At 42.2% G+C, this 19,262-nt stretch carries 12 protein-coding genes; 9 read left to right on the forward strand and 3 right to left on the reverse strand.

The window, feature by feature from the left end; translation table 11 throughout:
* Positions 1-28 precede the first annotated feature (28 nt).
* Positions 29-4,432: a S8 family peptidase gene (locus EKQ44_RS10230; RefSeq protein ID WP_237663436.1), complete on the reverse strand. Its 4,404-nt coding sequence runs from the start codon at positions 4,430-4,432 to the stop codon at positions 29-31.
* A gap of 650 nt (positions 4,433-5,082) precedes the next feature.
* Here EKQ44_RS10230 and EKQ44_RS10235 point away from each other — a divergent pair.
* The 4 genes from EKQ44_RS10235 to murC all read left to right on the forward strand — a co-directional run bounded on the left by EKQ44_RS10235 (position 5,083) and on the right by murC (position 11,263).
* Positions 5,083-5,895 carry a DUF1444 domain-containing protein gene (locus tag EKQ44_RS10235; protein ID WP_237663437.1) on the forward strand — a complete coding sequence of 271 codons (813 nt, stop codon included), beginning with the start codon at positions 5,083-5,085 and terminating at the stop codon, positions 5,893-5,895.
* Positions 5,896-5,998: 103 nt separating this feature from the next.
* Positions 5,999-8,425, forward strand: coding sequence for a DNA translocase FtsK (locus EKQ44_RS10240; RefSeq protein ID WP_237663438.1), 2,427 nt, complete (start codon positions 5,999-6,001; stop codon positions 8,423-8,425).
* A gap of 131 nt (positions 8,426-8,556) precedes the next feature.
* Positions 8,557-9,642, forward strand: a complete 1,086-nt coding sequence (locus EKQ44_RS10245; RefSeq protein WP_237663439.1) for a nicotinate phosphoribosyltransferase — start codon at positions 8,557-8,559, stop codon at positions 9,640-9,642.
* A 319-nt stretch (positions 9,643-9,961) separates the two neighbouring features.
* Positions 9,962-11,263: a UDP-N-acetylmuramate--L-alanine ligase gene (murC, locus tag EKQ44_RS10250; protein WP_237663440.1), complete on the forward strand. Its 1,302-nt coding sequence runs from the start codon at positions 9,962-9,964 to the stop codon at positions 11,261-11,263.
* 180 nt (positions 11,264-11,443) lie between these two features.
* On the opposite strand, the gene EKQ44_RS10255 is transcribed toward murC, so the two are convergent.
* A complete protein-coding gene (locus EKQ44_RS10255; RefSeq protein WP_237663441.1) occupies positions 11,444-12,559 on the reverse strand; it encodes an aminopeptidase in 1,116 nt (371 codons plus the stop codon).
* A 226-nt stretch (positions 12,560-12,785) separates the two neighbouring features.
* Here EKQ44_RS10255 and EKQ44_RS10260 point away from each other — a divergent pair, with 226 nt between their 5' ends.
* From EKQ44_RS10260 to ytxJ, 3 genes are all read left to right on the forward strand, one after another.
* Positions 12,786-13,220: a DUF948 domain-containing protein gene (locus tag EKQ44_RS10260; RefSeq protein ID WP_237663442.1), complete on the forward strand. Its 435-nt coding sequence runs from the start codon at positions 12,786-12,788 to the stop codon at positions 13,218-13,220.
* Positions 13,221-13,233: 13 nt separating this feature from the next.
* Positions 13,234-13,785, forward strand: a complete 552-nt coding sequence (locus EKQ44_RS10265; protein WP_237663443.1) for a YtxH domain-containing protein — start codon at positions 13,234-13,236, stop codon at positions 13,783-13,785.
* A gap of 80 nt (positions 13,786-13,865) precedes the next feature.
* Positions 13,866-14,192 carry a bacillithiol system redox-active protein YtxJ gene (ytxJ, locus tag EKQ44_RS10270; protein ID WP_237663444.1) on the forward strand — a complete coding sequence of 109 codons (327 nt, stop codon included), beginning with the start codon at positions 13,866-13,868 and terminating at the stop codon, positions 14,190-14,192.
* Positions 14,193-14,346: 154 nt separating this feature from the next.
* Here the strand turns inward: ytxJ and EKQ44_RS10275 are convergent, their stop codons facing one another.
* Entirely contained in the window at positions 14,347-16,521 is a 2,175-nt protein-coding gene (locus EKQ44_RS10275; protein ID WP_237663445.1) for a cell division protein FtsA, read from the reverse strand.
* Positions 16,522-16,660: 139 nt separating this feature from the next.
* Here EKQ44_RS10275 and EKQ44_RS10280 point away from each other — a divergent pair, with 139 nt between their 5' ends.
* Together EKQ44_RS10280 and ccpA are read left to right on the forward strand one after the other, a co-directional pair.
* A complete protein-coding gene (locus tag EKQ44_RS10280) occupies positions 16,661-17,737 on the forward strand; it encodes a bifunctional 3-deoxy-7-phosphoheptulonate synthase/chorismate mutase (protein ID WP_237663446.1) in 1,077 nt (358 codons plus the stop codon).
* A gap of 231 nt (positions 17,738-17,968) precedes the next feature.
* A complete protein-coding gene (ccpA, locus tag EKQ44_RS10285; protein ID WP_237663447.1) occupies positions 17,969-18,967 on the forward strand; it encodes a catabolite control protein A in 999 nt (332 codons plus the stop codon).
* Positions 18,968-19,262 lie beyond the last annotated feature (295 nt).

Genomic DNA, 19,262 nt, shown 5'->3' on the forward strand with positions numbered 1-19,262 from the left:
TCGTGAGTGCCGGCCTTTTTATATTTACCTAGTTATTTTTCTTCCCAGGCTTTTCAGGCTTACCCTTTCCGTTACCGTTCCCACCATTTCCATCATTGATGTACAGCTTGCCATCTGCAATCGCACGAGTTACATTACCGAAGTCATCAGATACTTTAACCTCGATTTCTGCCCCACTTGCCACAACGCTAGAAGTAGCAGTCCAATATCCTACATAATAACCAGGAGATTGTTCCATCAATGGAAGTTCAACCGCATTGCTTACTTCATAGTTTACGTCGTTTCCTTGCATCATCATGGAAGCATTTGTTAATGGCATACGGATAGAGAATGTTGCACGAAGGCCTTCTTCACTGTTGAATTCAATCTTCACAGATTCACCGGCTCTTAAGTGCTTGTCTTCCGTTGGCTTCAGATTAGTGATTTCAGGCGCATCGTAGTTAGCATAAACCGTTACATCTTGTCTTGTACGGTTACCAGCTAAGTCCTGAGCAACTACACGAATGTTATTTTCTCCATTATCAAGCATTACTCTTAGAGAGTATGTGCCATCTTGAACAGTGGCTTTCTTTCCGTTTACTTTTACAAAATCCAAGTTCTCATCCGCGACAGTACCTGTTACAGTAACTGTTTCGCGGTTTGTTTTGGAACCATTTTCAGGACTGGTAATGGCAAGTTCAGGAGCAGTCTGATCAAGAACAATTGTTACTGGAGCAGATTCTTCTGTCTCGCCTGTCTCCGTGGAGGATTTAGCCGTTAGTACGTTTGCCCCTTCTGTCAGGGAAACATCTACTGCAAATGTTCCTTCATCGGTAGCTGTAGCAGTTGCAACTTCTTCCCCATTGTTCATCACATGAACAGTTGTTGTTGGAGAAGCATTACCTTCTACCGTTACCGTTTCTTCATTTGTGAAGGAACCATCAGCTGGAGAAGTGATCGTTGGTGCTGTCACTTCAAAGTTAACTAAAGCACGGATCATATAGTTTCCTTCTGCTTCAGGAGAAGGAGACCATGAACCGCCAACATATTGCCAGCTGCGGCCAGCATTTGGTCCATCTTCATCTGTTCCAAGTCCAGGTGCATTCGGATTAGGTTGGGACTGGATGTAAACCATGTAGAAGTCTTGTTCTACGATGATTCCATGCTCTGCCAAGTCAACTGTCGTCCACTCACCAGTACGTAGTGCCGTACCGTCAAATGGTCCCGCAAGCTTAGATCCTGGAGCTCCATCAGAACCAGATGCATCCCAAACCTCTACTTTAAAGGCTGTACCACCAGGAGTTGGCCATGTAGTATCCCAGAATCGGAATAATCCACCAGTTACAAGCGCGCTGTTTTGACCTTCCGGTAGAGACATTTTCACTGCCCACCCGTTTCCGGCGTCATAGAATGCACGGGCATTCTCAGCAGTGCCATCATCATAGCCGATTTCACCAGGGTATCCGATGAATGGGCGCAATTCTACATCAAGGGTAGTCGTTTCATCCCCTTCGATAGATACCTCTACAGTTTCACTATAGTAGGAAGGAGCCATTACACGTAGTGTGTAGTCCCCTTCTAATGCAGTGATGGAGAAGTTTCCATTTTCATCTGTTGTAACAGGGGCAATTGCTGCATCTTCAATAAGCATTAATGTTGCGTTTGCAATAGGTTCCCCAGTAACACTGTTTGTCACAGTACCGCTGACAGTACCACGTGCCATTTCGTCCAATACGAAGTTAGCAACCGCTTCTCCATCTGGAGCGATTTCAACTGTTTGTTGAGCTGGGTGATAGCCATATGCTTCCGCTTGCACCGTAAATGTGCCCGCAGCGTGCAATAGTTCGTATTGTCCGTTAGCAGGATTTGTGTTAACTGATCGGTTCGTTTCCAATACAGTAACTTGTGCATGTAATGGAAGTACTGCTGGGTTAACATCCTCTTTCAGAGCTTCTTCTTTTTCAGGAGTAGCAACCGGATGGATTTTATCTGGATTCACTTTCTCCTCTTTAGCTTCTACCTTCTCTTCTTTCGTCACTTCCAGCTGAGTGGATGCTGCTGTTGCATTAGACTCCGCTGATAATGCGACATCATCGATATACCAGCCTGTACGTACAACACTACCATCCGTTGTAACGTTGAAGCCGATGTAAATTCGTTGACCTGCATACTCAGAAAGGTCGACTTCTCTAGCAGTCCAGCTTTCGCTGATACCATCAAAACGTAGAAGTTGCGTCCAGTTCTCTTGGTCTGTAGAAACGAATACGTGACCGAAATCGTAACGAGTCTCAAGGTTGAACCAGTTCATGAACTGAAGGTATGCACCACTATCCTCAGGTAGGTCGATAGGAGGCATCACAAGTGTCATGTTTGCTCGGTTCCCGTAGTTACCTTCGAGGTTCGTTCCGTATACTTTTTCACCGGAGTGTGCTTCAGCCGGACCGGCAGATGGAACGCCCCATTGCCATGTGTTTTCAGCACCGAAGGAATACCAGCCAATAGGATCCGTTTCAAAGTCTGTAGAATATCCAACAGTAATACCTGGTTGAACACTCACTTCGTACGTATCAGATGTTACTTCATTGCCACCGAAGTCAACAATGTGCCAACGATAAGATACAGAAGGTTCACCAATGTCGTCACCAGGTATGGATGCTGTGTAAGTAGCGTCATTATAAGAACCAGATGCACGTTCTGCCGCAAGATCTACCCACTCACCAGAAGTGTTTTGATATTGCAAGGTTACAGAAGAAATACTTACATTATCCTGTACGTGAATGCTTAAAGGCAGGTTCATGCCAGCATACGTTTCAACAGGTGCTGTATGTTCGAAAGTTGGAGCCTCGCTATCTTCTCCATCCTTCGCAACTTGCCCTTTAATTTTTCCAAGACCGGATATGATGGAAGATACTGCATCAAATGCATTGACGATCCCATGTCCATAACCGTTGTTTGGAGAATCAGGAAAATTGGAATCTGTTCTTGCCGTTGCTGTAGTCATCAAGATTTCCTCAATGTCTGCCACAGTCAGGTTAGAGTTGACCTGCTTAAGTAAAGCAACCACACCAGCTACATGCGGGCTTGCCATGGAAGTTCCACTTGCAGCACCATAGCTGTTACCAGGGAAGGAAGAACGAACTCCAACTCCAGGTGCGGATACTTCAGGCTTGATTTCTTGGTATGGAGATGGACCTTGTAATGAGAAGCTCGCAAGGTTCATGTTCACATCCGTTGCACCAGTGGCAAAAGATTCCGGATAGTTACCAGGAGTGGAAACAGATCCAGGACCACCAGGGTTCCCGATGCGTGTATTTCCTGCAGCGAAAGCAGGGAAGATATCAGCCGCTACCCATGCTTGAACCATTGGACGGTACCACTCATCTAAGCCAGGTCCGCCGCCCCATGAGTTGTTGACAACGTCAGGAGCCATCGCAGGGTTTGGAGTTCCACTAGCATCTTTAGGTGCTAAAATCCACTCACCAGCTGCAAGAAGGGCAACATCCGTACCACCGGATGGAGTAAATGCTTTAACGCCAATCCATTTTGCTCCAGGAGCAACACCGACTTGGTTGGATCCGTTCGGCTCAGCACCGACCATCGTTCCTGTTACGTGCGTACCGTGACCATCATCATCATAAGGAGTGGACTGATTTGCAGGAGTTGAATCAAACCAGTTGTATTCATGGTTTGCGTTTCCAGTTCCGGCATTAAATCCGCGATATTTTTCCTTTAATGCAGGATGATCCCACTGAACACCTGTGTCGATACTGGCTACAACAGTACCTTGACCGTCAACACCCATTTCCCACGCTTGAGGAGCACCGATCTGGGCAACGCCCCATTCAATGTTCTGAAGATTTGCAGCAGGCTTTTCTTCTACTTCCATCTCAGTTGTCGCAGCTGCTTCAGCTGCAGGATCCAACTGACGTACTTCGTTTGGTAAAAGTTTTTCGATTTCTGGGAATCTAGCAAGCTCTTCCATTACTTCTTTCGTTGCAGTAACGGCCATACCGTTTACTACATAGAAGGATTGGATATCTTTTGCTCTTCCGTCAGCTACCGCTTTTTCAAGATATTCTTTTACATTTGCTTGGGTTTCGATTGATGTTGCTCTTAACTCTGAGACAACAGCATTACGTTTCATCAGTTTTTCTTGACCGGCAGAAGCTTTTTGCGCCTTGGCTGCTTCCACAGCTTTAGCAGCTACTGCCTGCGTATCTACCTGTTCTTTGAATTTGATAAGGAAGGTTACCTTTTCCCCATCTTTAGAAAACTGCGTAGATAAACGATCGGTTATTTTACTTGCCATCACTTCTTTAGATTCACCCAAAGAGACGGAAGCTTTATTCCCTTGTGCAGAAGCAGTACCAGGGTTAAAACTTGGGGCGATCAGTAATAAACACATAATGATACTGAATACTCTAGCAAAATTACGTTTGTTCTTCCTACTCATTCAACATCCCCCTTTAAAATTAAATACAAAAAACCGATGAATTTCCCCCCCCTTTTCAAATAAATTCCCACCAACCATCGCTGTTTGGTAGAATCTTGCTTTATGTAGGAGTATCTCGGTGACAATTAAAGATTAATAAAGTGTGTAGAAGAATAGTGTCGAAAAAGAAAGAAAACTATCAGAATATTCTAAAAATAGTCCGTAAGTTTCAGACAGGTTTTTCAGGTTAGTTAATTGGTAGAGGTTGGATATAAAGTGGTAATAGGAAGAATATATGTAAAATAATTCTATAAACAAGGGTTGTTTCCTAATCTTTACAGTATTTCCAGCTGAAAAAAATACGTAGTAGGAATAGCCTAAATCGATCTGATACGTTATGAATTTTTAAAAAACAATAAAAACGTACTAGTACTCGTATTCCTAAAAGAATAAAGGAAGCTCAAATAAGCAATCCGATTCAGGGATTTACAAGAAATATGAGGGTATTTGGTAGGAGGGATAGGCCAGAAGGGGTAAGGGGGTTAAAACTTTCAAAGAGTTGGTAGGAACAATACCACATAAACCTAATACGTTGTTCGACAAATTACAATATCTATCTCATTTGTTGTACAATAAAGGGTGACCTCAAAAGAGAGAAAGGATTGTTCCTTATGGAAAAAATGACGATACAGAAAATCAGACGAATTCTAGAAGAGAAGTTGGCCCATCCAAGCTGGGTATTTACATACGATAGAGAAAATGAAGCCTTGCGTGTGGAGGATAAGGAAACTCAAAAGGGAATCACGATAGCCCTGCAAGGGGTGTTGTCAAAATACGAACAGGTAAACGATGTTCAAGCGTTGGAAGAATACGTGTATTACGTGAGAGAGGCTCTCACAAGTATGAAAATACCTGTTCAATTAAATGGGGCAGAGCGACATATCTATCCTGTCATTCGTTCCACCTCGTTCCCGAAAACAAGCAATGATGTGCCTTTGGTGTATGATGAGCATACTGCAGAAACGAGGATTTACTATGCGATTGATTTAGGGAAGTCCTATAAACTGATTGATGAAAATCTATTACAAAGAGAAAATCTATCTAAAAACACAATAAAAGAAATGGCCATGTTCAATGTCAGATCATTGCCTACAAGTATGAAAGAAGATGTAGTGGCCGGTAACACCTATTATTTTGTGCGCTCCAATGATGGTTACGATGCTAGCAGGATCCTTAATGAATCCTTCTTGGATTCTTTTAAAAAGAAGGTGACAGGTACGATGACAGTGGCAGTTCCCCATCAGGATGTATTGATTTTGGCGGATATACAGAATGAGGTGGGATACGACATCCTTGCTGAGTTGACGATGAGCTTTTTCGTAAATGGTAAAATTCCTATCACTGCATTATCCTTCTTATATGAAGAAGGACAGTTGGAACCGATCTTCATTTTGGGAAAAGATAATAAGAAACATCAGAAATAACAGTTGAAAAATAAGAAATGATTTCGAAAAATATAGGTAACAACCATCGCCTATTATAAGTATGCGGTACCACAAAAAGTAAGAAAGAAAGAGTGTGATAGATGTGAACTGGTTTAAAAAGCTGTTTGCTCAGCTAAGTGAGGAAGAAGAACGTACCATTGAGCAAGATTACGCTGAGAAACCGGGAAATAAACAAAAACAAGCGAATGCAAAGGTGGCGTATCAATACCCAACAGGGAAATTCCGATTCCCCTTGATTCCCGACGAAGGAAATGCAGATCAGCCCAGAAAAAGAGAAAATGGAAAGGCCAAGCAGCCAAGCAAACCGCAGCCTGAACAAGTAAAATTCGTGCAGGAAAAGGAAAAACAGAAGAGTGAAGTGGAACAGCCATCTATGAAGAAGGTTGCAGAAAAGAAAAAAACTGCGCAGCCTCAAAAGAAATTTGAAAAAGTGGTGAACGAAAACAAACAACCGTTTCATCCTACAGAATTCGTTTCGCCCATCTTTGGATACAAACCTCGTCCTTCTATTGAAAAAAGACATACCTATCTTCCGGAGATAGAATTAACAAGCAGGGAATCTCCTACTGGGGAATTAGAAGTAGCGGAGGCCACTCCAATGGAAGCTTCCTATGGAAGCTATCAAGGATTTGCGGAGTTGGAAAGGGAGAAGGAAAAGGTCCAAGAATTCAGTGACGTTCTTTTAGAAGAAAATTCAACTCCAGAAATAGAGGAAGCAGGATTGGAAGAGGTAGCCCCTTCTTATGAAGCGGATAAGGAACCAAGCGAGGAGCCGATATCCGATCCTTATAAAGAAGAAGAGACAAGTGAAAAAGTTGACTCAGATGAAGCATGGCTTAAAGCGGAGCCTCAACCTGAAACTGACCATGCTTATGAGGAAAATAAAGCAGAAGCTCCTTCTTATGCGGAATCTGCAGTCACAATAGAGGAAGTACAGCCAGTAAGAAAAGAGGAGAGAGCGAAACGAGAGACTCCAACGCGACAAGATTCCAGCAAACAGCAGCATATTCCTTTTAATGTAATCATGCTCAAACAGGATAAACGGTCCCTGGAAAGAAAACAACAGGTAACTGGTAAACAAGAAGAGCCGCAGCCTTACTTTAGAAAGCCTTCTATCACGATGCTCTCCATTCCACCACAGCATTCTGAGGATGATAGGGAATGGGTGGAGGCTCAAAGGGAGCTTCTCAATGAAACCCTCCACCACTTTAGAGTTGGTGCCAAAGTGGTAAAGGCCACACAAGGACCGTCTGTTACACAGTTCGAAGTGCAGCCGGAGCCTGGTGTAAAAGTGAACAAGATAACTAATTTGAGTGATGATATAAAGTTAAGCCTTTCTGCACGTGACATTCGGATGGAGGCACCGATACCTGGAAAAAACACGATTGGAATTGAAGTGCCCAACCGGGTGAGTAAGCCTGTATTCATTAGGGAGATCCTTCGTCACCCGTCTTTTATCCAACATGCATCGCCCTTGACGGTAGCCATGGGGCTTGATATATCGGGGCAACCGGTCGTTTTGGATTTGCAAAAGATGCCGCATGGGTTGATCGCCGGTGCCACTGGATCAGGAAAAAGCGTTTGCGTAAACTCTATTATTATGAGTCTTTTATTTAAAAGTACTCCTGATGAGGTAAAACTGTTATTGATAGATCCAAAGATGGTCGAACTTACGCCATACAATCATATTCCACATCTAGTAAGTCCTGTCATCACTGATGTTAAAGCCGCGACAGCAGCGTTGAAATGGGCAGTGGAAGAGATGGAACGCCGATATGAGTTATTTGTTCACGCAGGAGTCCGGGACATTGGAAAGTACAATGAGGTGGCCAAGAAGCATAATCAGGAAACATTGCCTTATATGGTAATCATCATTGATGAGCTTGCAGATTTGATGATGGTGGCGCCGAGTGACGTAGAGGAAGCCATTTGCCGAATCGCTCAAAAAGCGCGCGCTTGCGGCATGCACTTATTAATAGCCACCCAGCGCCCTTCCGTTGATGTCATAACAGGATTGATAAAAGCAAACATCCCGACAAGAATCGCCTTTTCCGTTTCCTCTCAGGTCGATTCCAGAACCATCATTGATATTGGTGGAGCAGAGCGCCTGCTAGGCAGGGGAGATATGTTGTTATTGGAAAACGGTGCCCCAAAACCAATCAGGGTCCAAGGTAACTTCGTATCAGATGAAGAGATTGAGAGAGCGGTAGATCACGTCCGTAAAGAGCAAAAGCCAACATATCTGTTTGAACAAAGCGAGCTGTTGAAAGAAGCTACCAGTCAGGATGAGGACGAGCTGTTTTTCGAGGCATGCCAATATGTAGTAGATCAGAATGGTGCATCAACCTCCAGCCTCCAGAGAAGGTTCCGCATTGGCTATAATCGTGCAGCGCGCTTGATGGAGTTGATGGAGGATCATGGTGTCATTTCCGGACCAAAAGGCAGTAAACCGAGGGAAGTACTTGTATCAGCAGAAGAACTAATCAATATGCAAGATTCTGACTATTAAAGCTCTGTTACAGGAAATGTTGTAAATGGATACAAACTTCTATTATTATAAATAATAGTAAAACTATAGGAGTCGGTATATCCGGCAAGACAGTAACCCAAAATACAGGGTCGTAAGGAGCTTTTAATAATATGAAAGAAATTGAGTTGAAGCTACAGGGTAAAATAAAAAGGCTGACAAATCGCACCTTCAAGTTTGATGAACGTGTGAAGGAAGGTTGGTTCTCAGCGGTATACTTTTTGAAAACAAGAGAGATCGTGAAGGAATTCAAACCAGATAATACCGTTACGATGCAATTTTTTCAAAAAGAGCATGCCGTTTTATGCGGTACAGACGAAGTGATTGCTTTAATCAAAACCTTCGCGGATGATCCGGAATCACTTGAAATTTACTCTTTAAAGGATGGGGATAAAATCTCCCCGTTCGAAACAGTACTGACCATCACCGGCCCATATCAAAATTTCGGCTTCTTAGAAGGTGTGATTGACGGGATTCTGGCCAGAAGAACTTCTGTATCTACGAATGTTTATAATGTGGTCAAAGCTGCTGGACAAAAGCCTGTCATCTTTATGGGAGACCGTGATGACCATTATACGCAACAGGCAGGGGACGGTTATGCCGCACATATCGGAGGATCTACTGCACAAGCAACGCACGCCATGAATGAATGGTGGGGCAAAAAAGGGATGGGGACCATGCCACACGCCCTTATCCAACTTTTTAACGGGGACGTAGTGGAAGCTTCCAAAGCATACCACGCCAAGTTCCCGGAGGATGAATTGCTTGTGCTGGTGGATTACAACAATGATGTGATCACCGATGCCCTTCGTGTTGCAAGGGAGTTTGGAGACAAACTCAAAGGAGTCCGAGTGGATACTTCCAGAACCATGATTGACCAACATTTCATCCGCCATCAAGATGTACTTGGAACCTTTGATCCGCGCGGTGTAAATGCACCTTTAATTTTTGCTCTAAGGGAAGCGTTGGATAAAGAAGGCTTCCAACATGTGAAAATCGTGGTAAGTGGCGGTTTCAGTGAGCAACGCATCAAAGAATTTGAAGAACAGGACGTACCAGTGGACATATATGGTGTCGGAGGAAGCCTGTTGAAAATTCATATCGGTTTTACCGGCGATAATGTTGTGTTAAACGGGGAACCGCAAGCAAAAGCTGGTAGGAAGTACCGGTTTAACGAGCGTCTCGAAAAAGTGGACTAACGTATATAGGTCCACATTTATTGGGAAACTGGTAGAAATATATGTGTCTATCGGTTTTTCTTTCTGACGTTACCGTTGGCTGGACTGAACTAGAGTAATTCTTTAATTAGTGCTATAATAGGTCGTTGATAGACAAAAGGACTTTTCTACATATGGTTTGAACCCTTGTCATTAGGGGAATTAGCAAATTTAGACGCTTATCATATAATGGAATATCCATACACGAAAAGCGATGTCTTGTACAAAAATAAACTATTGATCAGTTCGTTTGCAGAGTAAGTAATCGAATTATATATAGATAAATGTTGGAGGTTTTTTCATGACCATTTATCATTTTGTTGGTATAAAAGGTTCAGGAATGAGTGCACTTGCGGGAATTCTCGACGATATGCACTATCAGGTTCAAGGCTCGGATATCGAGAAAAGGTTCTTTACTCAGAAAGGCCTGGAAGAAAAGGGCATCACGATCCTTCCTTTCGATAAAGAAAATATAAAGGAAGACATGACGGTGATTGCAGGTAATGCATTTCCTGATACACACGAGGAGATTGAGGCGGCGAAGCAACTGAATGTACCTGTTATTCGTTATCCGCAATTTCTAGGTCAGTTTATGGAGAAGTTTACAAGTATTGCTGTAACTGGTGCACATGGAAAGACTTCTACCACAGGATTGCTTTCTCATGTCATACAAGGGGCAAAGCCGACATCCTATCTGATTGGGGACGGTACTGGCCGGGGAGCAGAAGACAGCGAATATTTCGTATTCGAAGCCTGTGAATACAAGAGACACTTTCTGTCCTATTACCCTGACTACACGATCATGACAAACATTGACTTCGATCATCCGGATTACTTTGGCAGTATTGATGATGTGTTTAATGCCTTCCAGGAGATGGCCTTGCAAGTGAAGAAAGGAATCATTGCCTGCGGAGACGACGAGTATCTGCAAAAAATCCAAGCGAAGGTCCCTGTGATCTATTACGGCTTTGGGGAAGAAAATGATTTCCAGGCCCGTCATGTGGAAAAGTCCACAGAAGGTACGACCTTCGATGTGTTTGTCCGTAACAACCACTATGCAACCTTCAAAATAAAAGGCTATGGCGATCACAATATCATGAATGCATTAGCGGTGATTGCGCTATGTCATTATGAAGAAATTCCTGCGGATGTAATCCAGAGCCAATTGCTAACTTTTGAAGGAGTAAAACGCAGATTTTCTGAAAAAGTGGTCGGTTCACAAGTATTAATTGATGATTATGCCCATCATCCGACCGAGATCCGCGCGACAATCGATGCTGCGAATCAAAAGTACCCGGATCGCGATGTCATTGCAGTATTCCAACCGCATACCTTTACAAGAACGCAAACCTTCTTGAACGAGTTTGCTGAAAGCCTGGGCGGTGCAGACCATGTTTATCTATGTGACATCTTCGGTTCCGCGCGTGAGAACCAGGGGAAGCTGACCATAAATGATCTTCTGGAAAAAATAGATCAGGCAGCGATCTTGACGGAAGAAGGAACTGAATTATTGGCTAAACATGAAAATGCAGTCATCATTTTTATGGGTGCTGGTGATGTAACGAAATTCCAGGAAGCATATGAAAAGTCGTTACAAGTATAATTATATTAGAACCGGTTTTCCTTTGTGAGAGGGAAGACCGGTTTTTTGTCATTTAGGCATAGGAAAAGGATTTCTGTTTAGGAGGAAACAGAGCTATCGTGTCAGTCAATCTACGAAACCGTTCCCCCAAGAAACAAAAAACCATCCACATATTCAACCTGTGGATGGCACCATATCAACTTATTTTAAATTCTCAGGATTCAAACCTTCAAGCTCCGAAACGACGAACTTTCCATCTTTTCTGATCAATACATCATCGAAATAGATTTCTCCCCCACCATATTCAGGACGCTGGATCATCACCATATCCCAATGGATGTCGGAATTGTTTCCATTCCAAGCGTCTTCATAGGCCTGACCAGGAGTGAAGTGGAAACTGCCGTCAATTTTCTCATCAAACAAAATATCCTGCATCGGATGTTGGATATACGGGTTAACTCCAATTGCGAATTCCCCGACAAATCGTGCTCCTTCATCAGTATCGAAAATTTTGTTGATACGATCAGAATCATTTGCTGTTGCTTCCACAATCTTTCCATCGCGGAAAGTCAATTTTACGTTCTCATACGTGAATCCTTGATAAGGAGATGGAGTGTTATACGTAATCGTTCCATTTACAGAGTCCTTAACGGGAGCTGTATAAACTTCCCCGTCAGGGATATTCATTTCGCCAGCACACTTGATCGCAGGGATATCTTTGATAGAGAAAGTCAAGTCAGTCCCTTCACCAGTGATTCTTACTTTATCGGTTCTGTTCATCAATTCAACTAGTGCATCCATGGCGTTGCTCATTTTTCCGTAATCTAAATTACATACGTCAAAATAGAAGTTTTCGAACCCTTCTGTGCTCATTTTCGCCAGTTGAGCCATACTTGCATTTGGATAGCGGAGGACCACCCATTTGGTTTTAGGTACACGGATATCACGGTGTACTTTCTTTCCAACTGTGCTACCTTGAATTTTTTGCTTGTCATCAGGAACATCTGATAATTCTGAGATGTTGTCACCTGAACGAAGGCCGATATATGCGTCCATATCCTTCATGACATTTGCTTCAAAATCGGCTTTCATATTAAATTGTTCTTCTTGTGCACCCATTAATAGTGCGCGGTCAACCTGGACATCCTTCAAAGAAACGAAAGGGTAGCCCCCAGCTTTGTAAGCTTCCTCTACAAGTGCGATTACCAGCTCTTTTTGCAGACCGAAGTTTTCAATTAATACTTTTTCGCCTTTTTGAAGACGTACGGAATAGTTTATCAAATTTTTTGCTAGTGTTTGAATCCGAGGATCTTTCATTGTTTGGCCCCCTAGTGAAATTGGTTATGTAACACCTATATTGTAACCGATTCCGCGAAGTTTGTTGAATTTTTTGTCTAAAAATAAATGTCATATTTTAAAAAAATCTTTTATTTTTTGAAGGGATTTTATCTTTGTCCTAGAATAAAAAGGGGTATAGGATGTTTAAACTGTAACAGATAGGGTAACTAGTTAATATGTAGGTCAGCAGCCAGGAGGTGTCACTTTGAGTGAATTGCTTTACATTAGCGCAATTATTGTAGCTATTGCTTTTTTAATATTGGTTATTTTTGTTTCAAAAACCCTTCTTTCCGTGCAAGGCACATTAAATCAAGTAGCCGGGACTTTAGGTAGCATTGAAGATCAGATGAAGGGGATAACATCCGAGACAGAGCAGATATTACATAAAACCAACGTATTAATGGATGACATTCAAGATAAGTCACAACAACTTAATACGGTTGTAACTGCTGTAAAGGATGTTGGTACATCCATTCAAGGGTTTAATCATTCCGTTTCACGTTTATCTAATAATGTTGCCAAGCAGCTAGATCAAAATCAAGATAAAGTGTCACAGGTCGTTCAATGGTCCAATGTAGCAATGGAAATTGTCGACAAATGGAATGAAAGAAAACAGAAAAACAAAATCAACAATTTATAAGGAGGAATCGGAAATGAGCAAAGAAGAGATGAAAAATCAAGAAGTTAACAAAGACAGCATCAATGCAAAGGACTTATTGATCGGTACATTAATTGGTGGAATCGTGGGCGCTACTACTGCGCTATTCCTAGCTCCAAAATCCGGTAGAGAACTTCGTGGGGATATTACAGATCAGGCAACTCAACTAAAGGAAAGAACTGACCTTTGGAAGCTTCAAGCTACTGAATATACTACTGAACTTGCTGAAACAGCTAAAGATAAAACCAACCAATTAACAAAAGCCATCACAGATCAAACTCAACAAGTGATGGATAAAGTTAAGCAGTTGAGAGAAAAAAATGGGGATGTCTCCATGGAACTGCAAGAGCAGGTTCAAGATATCATCTCTGAAGCGGCTACTGCTATTGAGAATGGTACCGAGGACATGTCTGACGAAGTAAAACAAAGACTAGAAGATACAAAAGCTGCATTAGAGGACGTAGAGAAAAAGTTATCACAGAGTGAAGAAGAGCAGAACGAACAGAATGCACAGAACGAACAAAACGTACAGAACGTAAACTCATAACTTGAGATTCAAACGGCGAAGTGATATGATAGCTTCGCCGTTTTTAATTTCATAATTCAATTGTAAAGGATGTCGGAAATATGGATAAAACTATGATACAAACCGTAGAAGAATTTAATCAGGTTCTCCAAGAAAATGAAACATTTCTCTTATTTAAAAACAGTACAACCTGTCCCATTAGTCATGCTGCTTTTGAAGAATTTGAGAATTTTGTAGCAGATCAGGATCAGGTTCCTTGCTATTACTTAAATGTCCAAGAAGCAAGACAGCTTTCCAATCATATTGCGGAAGCTACAGGAGTGAAGCATGAATCTCCGCAAGCTTTAATGTTTAAGGGTGGAGACGTTGTGTGGAATGCTTCTCATTGGAAAATCACGTATTCTTCTTTACAGGAAAATGTAAAATAAAACGAACGTGCATCGACGCACGTTCGTTTTATTCTTTCTTAACACCGCGGTTTAATCCCACAGGGTGCTTGCAGGGCCTAAGCCAAGCACTACCTGCCGTAGGAGTCTTCGCCGCCCTGTGCTCTAATCAACAGCTAAAAGATTATTTACTCATTTATACCGGAACCCTCTTGTTTTCCCACTCTATATCGAGTTCATCACCGTGTTCGATTAGGTCATAGAAGGATGCTTTTACTCCATTTTTCTTTAGAACGAAGGATCCAGCTCCTATTGGTTTTTCGATGTCTACGAACCTGAATATGTCTTGGAAGATGAATGGTTCTTTCCGTCTGACCATCAGTTGCAAATGGTCGCCTCTTTTTAGTAAATCCTCTTCCCCTAATAATTCTCCATTGCGGTAAAATTCAAGTAGGCTCTTTGATAATACCACTTTAGCGTCTTTATAAGTGACGACAATTTCCTGTTTTGTTTCGTATTGTTGAAGCATGGACAGCATTTTAACTGTTGCGTTTGCTGCCTGCTCCCATACAATCTGATCATGATTAGAGTAGGTATCGTTGGCAGACACCTTGCTACCATTACGCCTTAACTGAACAGAAAGAGAAGGAAAAGTGGTTTTATCGTCATTAATGTATAGGTAAAACGGTTCCAAATCATCCTCTGTCATTTGTTTTGTGGACACAAGTAGCTCTTTAATGTTTTTTGGATAGCTAAAGGTTACTTTATCCCTGTCTGCGAGAGGGGTATCCAACGTAGAAGGCTTATCGTTTACTAGTATAGTGGGATTGAGGTCAGCTGGAATCCCGTTTAAAAGTAATGTTAAAGATTTATTTTCCGTTCCGATCAGTTGTCCTACGGTTGCCTTGGCAGCTTCTCCATCTTGTCCCTTTTCTACGAAAATCTCGTCTCCATTTTCAATTGAATCAAAGCCCTGAGCGGCTTGGCCATTCTTATATATTTTTGGCGGTTCTCCAAAGCTGCCAGGAATAGTAATCTTTTCCCCATTTTTTTCTATCATCAATGCTAATCCAGGTTTCCCGACAAGTTTATTGATGTTGATTCCTGATGCTAAGAGACTGTCACCAATCGTCAATTTCTTTACATCAAATAAGCGGATGGGCATTTCGTTGACAGTGACAGAAACGTATTCAATTGGTTTTTCTTTTGCAGCTATGGCTATTCCAATAGGGGTGATGAATTCAGGTCCTTTCACCGGTAGGGTGGTAGGGTGAAGCTGCTGGATGGCATCCACTCCACGAATTGCAACTCGGTTTTCAGGTAATTCCAAATTTCTAGCAATCAAAGCTGGAAGAGACGGTGTCAAACTACCTCCACCTACAAGCATGACAGCTTTAGGGGATTTTTGATTATTTTGTCTTTTGATTTCATTCGTAATGGACGTTGCAAGTTTTTCAATCGATGGCAAGATATGTTCCACCATTTCAGATTTTGAAAGGGTTTGTTCAAAGCCTAATATATCTGTAAAGGTGATGGTTTCCATTGCCAGCATCTCCCTCTTAGCCTGTTCAGCCTGTGGAAAATCCAGCAGAAAGGCATCACTCAGGCCTTCTGTAATTTCATCACCTGCAACAGGAACCATCCCATAAGCAGTTACGGTTCCGTCCATTGAAATTGCTACATCAGAGGTACCCGCTCCAATATCGACTAATGCAATATTAAGGCGTCGCATGGACGCTGGAATGAGGACATTAATGGCTGCTATCGGTTCAAGAGTCAGGGCTTCGAGCTGCAAGTTGGAGCGTTGCAGTGCGGAAATCAAAGATTCCACCACAATTTTAGGAAGGAACGTCGAGATGATTTCAACAGAAGCTTTTTCTCCACGTTGATCAAGAAGGCTGCCAATCTCCTCTTCATCCAAATAATAACGGAGTACCGAATAACCAACACAAAAATACTGATTGGCATCATCTATTTGGTTCCCTTGTAGTAATTTACGTTGTGCTTCTTGTACCGCAGCCAGTTCAAGTAGAAAAATATCCTCTTCCTTGAAAAGTGCTTTCCCTTTGATATCCTGAATGGCATATGCAGTCTGGGTTTTTAGAGCCCTTCCGGCAGCGGCTACACAAACCTTTGTGAGAGGCCCGTGCTTTTTCTCCAATTGTTCCTTCACATATGTAATCACTTTTGAAACTGCCAATATATCATGGATCTGGCCATCCAACATGGCACGTTCATCATGTTCTTTTACCACCATGTCAATCATGCGGAATTTATCGTTTTCTTTTTCCAAAAGCAGGCCAACTACAGACCTGGTTCCTATGTCCAATGCGAAAATCAAAAAACATTCACCATCCCTAATTTCAATCATATGATACTTTACCGCTTAAAAGCGTTTAATTAATAAAGAAAAAATCCGTGACAATCTTAAAGTCATCGTATATAATAACTAATTAATAGAAATGTACCACAATTCGGTACTGTTATAAATACAGAAAGGATGAAATAATATGAGTCATAACGAACTAGACGCCTTGCGAAAACAAGTCGAGGAACTCAACTTACAACTACTAGAGGTCATCAACAAGCGCGGTGAGCTTGTCCAGGAAATTGGTAAGCTAAAGGAAGCGCAAGGTGTAAATCGATATGACCCAGTCCGTGAAAGAAAAATGCTAGACTTGATCACGGAGCATAACGATGGTCCTTTCGAAACCTCCACTTTACAACATTTATTCAAAGAGATCTTCAAAGCAGGTTTGGAACTGCAAAAAGACGATCATAGAAAAGCATTGCTAGTGTCGCGTAAGAAAAAACCGGAAGATACGGTTGTAGAAGTCAAGGGTGTGAAAATTGGTGATGGATCTCAAAACTTCATCATCGGTCCTTGTGCAGTAGAAAGCTATGAACAAGTTGCACAGGTTGCACAAGCTGCAAAAGCACAAGGAGTTAAATTGCTTCGCGGTGGTGCGTTCAAGCCTAGAACTTCACCTTACGATTTCCAAGGACTTGGACTTGAAGGATTGAAAATATTAAAACGTGTTGGTGATGAATATGATATGGCAATCATCAGTGAAATCATCAACCCTGCAGATATTGAAGTCGCTTGTGATTACGTCGATGTCATCCAGATAGGTGCACGTAACATGCAAAACTTCGAACTACTGAAGGCCGCAGGTGCGGTGAGAAAACCAGTACTCCTCAAAAGAGGATTGGCTGCAACCATTGATGAATTCGTCAATGCAGCTGAATACATCATCTCCCAAGGGAATGACCAGATCATCCTATGTGAGCGCGGAATTAGAACGTACGAAAAAGCAACTAGAAATACTTTGGATATTTCAGCTGTACCAATCCTGAAGAAAGAAACTCACTTACCTGTATTTGTGGATGTAACACATTCCACTGGTAGAAAAGATCTTCTATTGCCTACTGCAAAGGCTGCACTTGCAATCGGTGCAGATGGAGTGATGGCAGAAGTTCATCCAGATCCGGCAGTAGCACTTTCTGATGCGGCACAGCAGATGGACATTGATCAATTCAATGAATTCATCACGGAATTACGCAGTCATTATTCGTACAAGTCATAATAAACATTTTCTCCAAGACGAGCGAATTGAAACGCTCGTCTTTTCTTGTATTCACAAGTTTTCATAAAAAATTTACATTTAGCAAAAGATATGAGGAGGAGTATAGTAAATTCATTGATTGTAGTCAAAGAATAACGTATGATTATTAGATAAATGCGTTATTTTGCCAAATTTATCTTATTAAATATTGCCTTACATAGATGCATGAAAAATGAAGGAGAGTGTGTGCGAATGAACGTAACGATTTATGATGTTGCCAGAGAAGCGAATGTTTCCATGGCCACGGTTTCCAGAGTAGTAAATGGAAACCCGAATGTAAAACCTACCACTAGAAAAAAAGTATTGGAAGCCATTGAGCGTCTTGGCTATCGCCCTAATGCAGTTGCTAGAGGATTGGCAAGCAAAAAGACGACAACGGTTGGGGTAATCATTCCTGATATCTCCAATATCTTCTATGCAGAGCTAGCTCGTGGTATCGAGGATATTGCAACCATGTATAAGTACAATATCATCTTGAGCAACTCCGACCAAAATGTGGACAAGGAGTTACACTTACTGAACACGATGCTTGGCAAGCAAGTGGATGGAATTGTTTTCATGAGTGGAAACATTACCGAAGAGCTTGCAGCGGAGTTTGAAAGATCTCCTGTACCAATCGTATTGGCAGCCTCCATTGAAAGAGACAATAAGGTACCGTCTGTAACGATCGACTATGTACAAGCAGCCTTTGATGCTGTAACAGCATTGATTGAGAAGGGACACAAGCGTGTGGGTTATGTGTCAGGCCTTTTTGAAGAACCGATCAACGGAGAGAAAAAGCTGACAGGATACAAGCGTGCTTTAGAAGAAGCTGGTTTGTCCTATGATGAAGAGATTGTTCTAGAAGGGGATTATTCCTATGATTCGGGTATTGAAGCGGTTGAAAAGTTGATCAGCTTGAAAGACCGTCCTACCGCAATCTTTGTTGGTACCGATGAAATGGCACTAGGGGTCATCCATGGTGCTCAAGACAATGGTCTGAATATCCCTGAAGACATAGAAGTAATAGGTTTTGATAATACCCGACTAGCGACAATGGTGCGCCCACAGCTTTCGACCGTGGTTCAACCGATGTATGATATTGGGGCAGTTGCCATGAGGCTATTAACGAAATTTATGAACAAAGAGAAAGTGGAAGACCAAACTGTCGTACTTCCGCATAGAATTGAATTTAGACGCTCAACAAAATAATAAAGCTGTCGATATAGATAGTAAAAGAAGAGGACAAAAGCAATAACGTTTGTCCTCTTTCTTTATCTTAAAATGTTAATTCAAGTGATTACACAACTTTCCCCAGTTGACTGGAGTGCAAGGTGGGAGACTCCTCGAAAATGCTAACGCATTTTCTTCGTGCGATGAAATGCTTCGGAGCTTTCCTTGTCCTGCGGGGGAGAAACGGTAGCTTGAGACCCCACAGGCGAAGCCGAGGAGGCTCAAGCACCGTCCCGCGGAAAGCGACCACCTGAAACGGATGGAAACTGGGAGT

This window comes from Sutcliffiella horikoshii, assembly GCF_021991925.1.
Lineage (GTDB): Bacteria > Bacillota > Bacilli > Bacillales > Bacillaceae_I > Sutcliffiella_A > Sutcliffiella_A horikoshii_F.

Coding starts and splice junctions, on each gene's coding strand:
- ytxJ (WP_237663444.1), top strand. CDS start 13,866: ATGGATAAAACTATGATACAAACCGTAGAAGAATTTAATCAGGTTCTC.
- EKQ44_RS10255 (WP_237663441.1), bottom strand. CDS start 12,559: ATGAAAGATCCTCGGATTCAAACACTAGCAAAAAATTTGATAAACTAT.
- EKQ44_RS10245 (WP_237663439.1), top strand. CDS start 8,557: ATGAAAGAAATTGAGTTGAAGCTACAGGGTAAAATAAAAAGGCTGACA.
- EKQ44_RS10265 (WP_237663443.1), top strand. CDS start 13,234: ATGAGCAAAGAAGAGATGAAAAATCAAGAAGTTAACAAAGACAGCATC.
- EKQ44_RS10280 (WP_237663446.1), top strand. CDS start 16,661: ATGAGTCATAACGAACTAGACGCCTTGCGAAAACAAGTCGAGGAACTC.
- EKQ44_RS10235 (WP_237663437.1), top strand. CDS start 5,083: ATGGAAAAAATGACGATACAGAAAATCAGACGAATTCTAGAAGAGAAG.
- murC (WP_237663440.1), top strand. CDS start 9,962: ATGACCATTTATCATTTTGTTGGTATAAAAGGTTCAGGAATGAGTGCA.
- EKQ44_RS10230 (WP_237663436.1), bottom strand. CDS start 4,432: ATGAGTAGGAAGAACAAACGTAATTTTGCTAGAGTATTCAGTATCATT.
- ccpA (WP_237663447.1), top strand. CDS start 17,969: ATGAACGTAACGATTTATGATGTTGCCAGAGAAGCGAATGTTTCCATG.
- EKQ44_RS10275 (WP_237663445.1), bottom strand. CDS start 16,521: ATGATTGAAATTAGGGATGGTGAATGTTTTTTGATTTTCGCATTGGAC.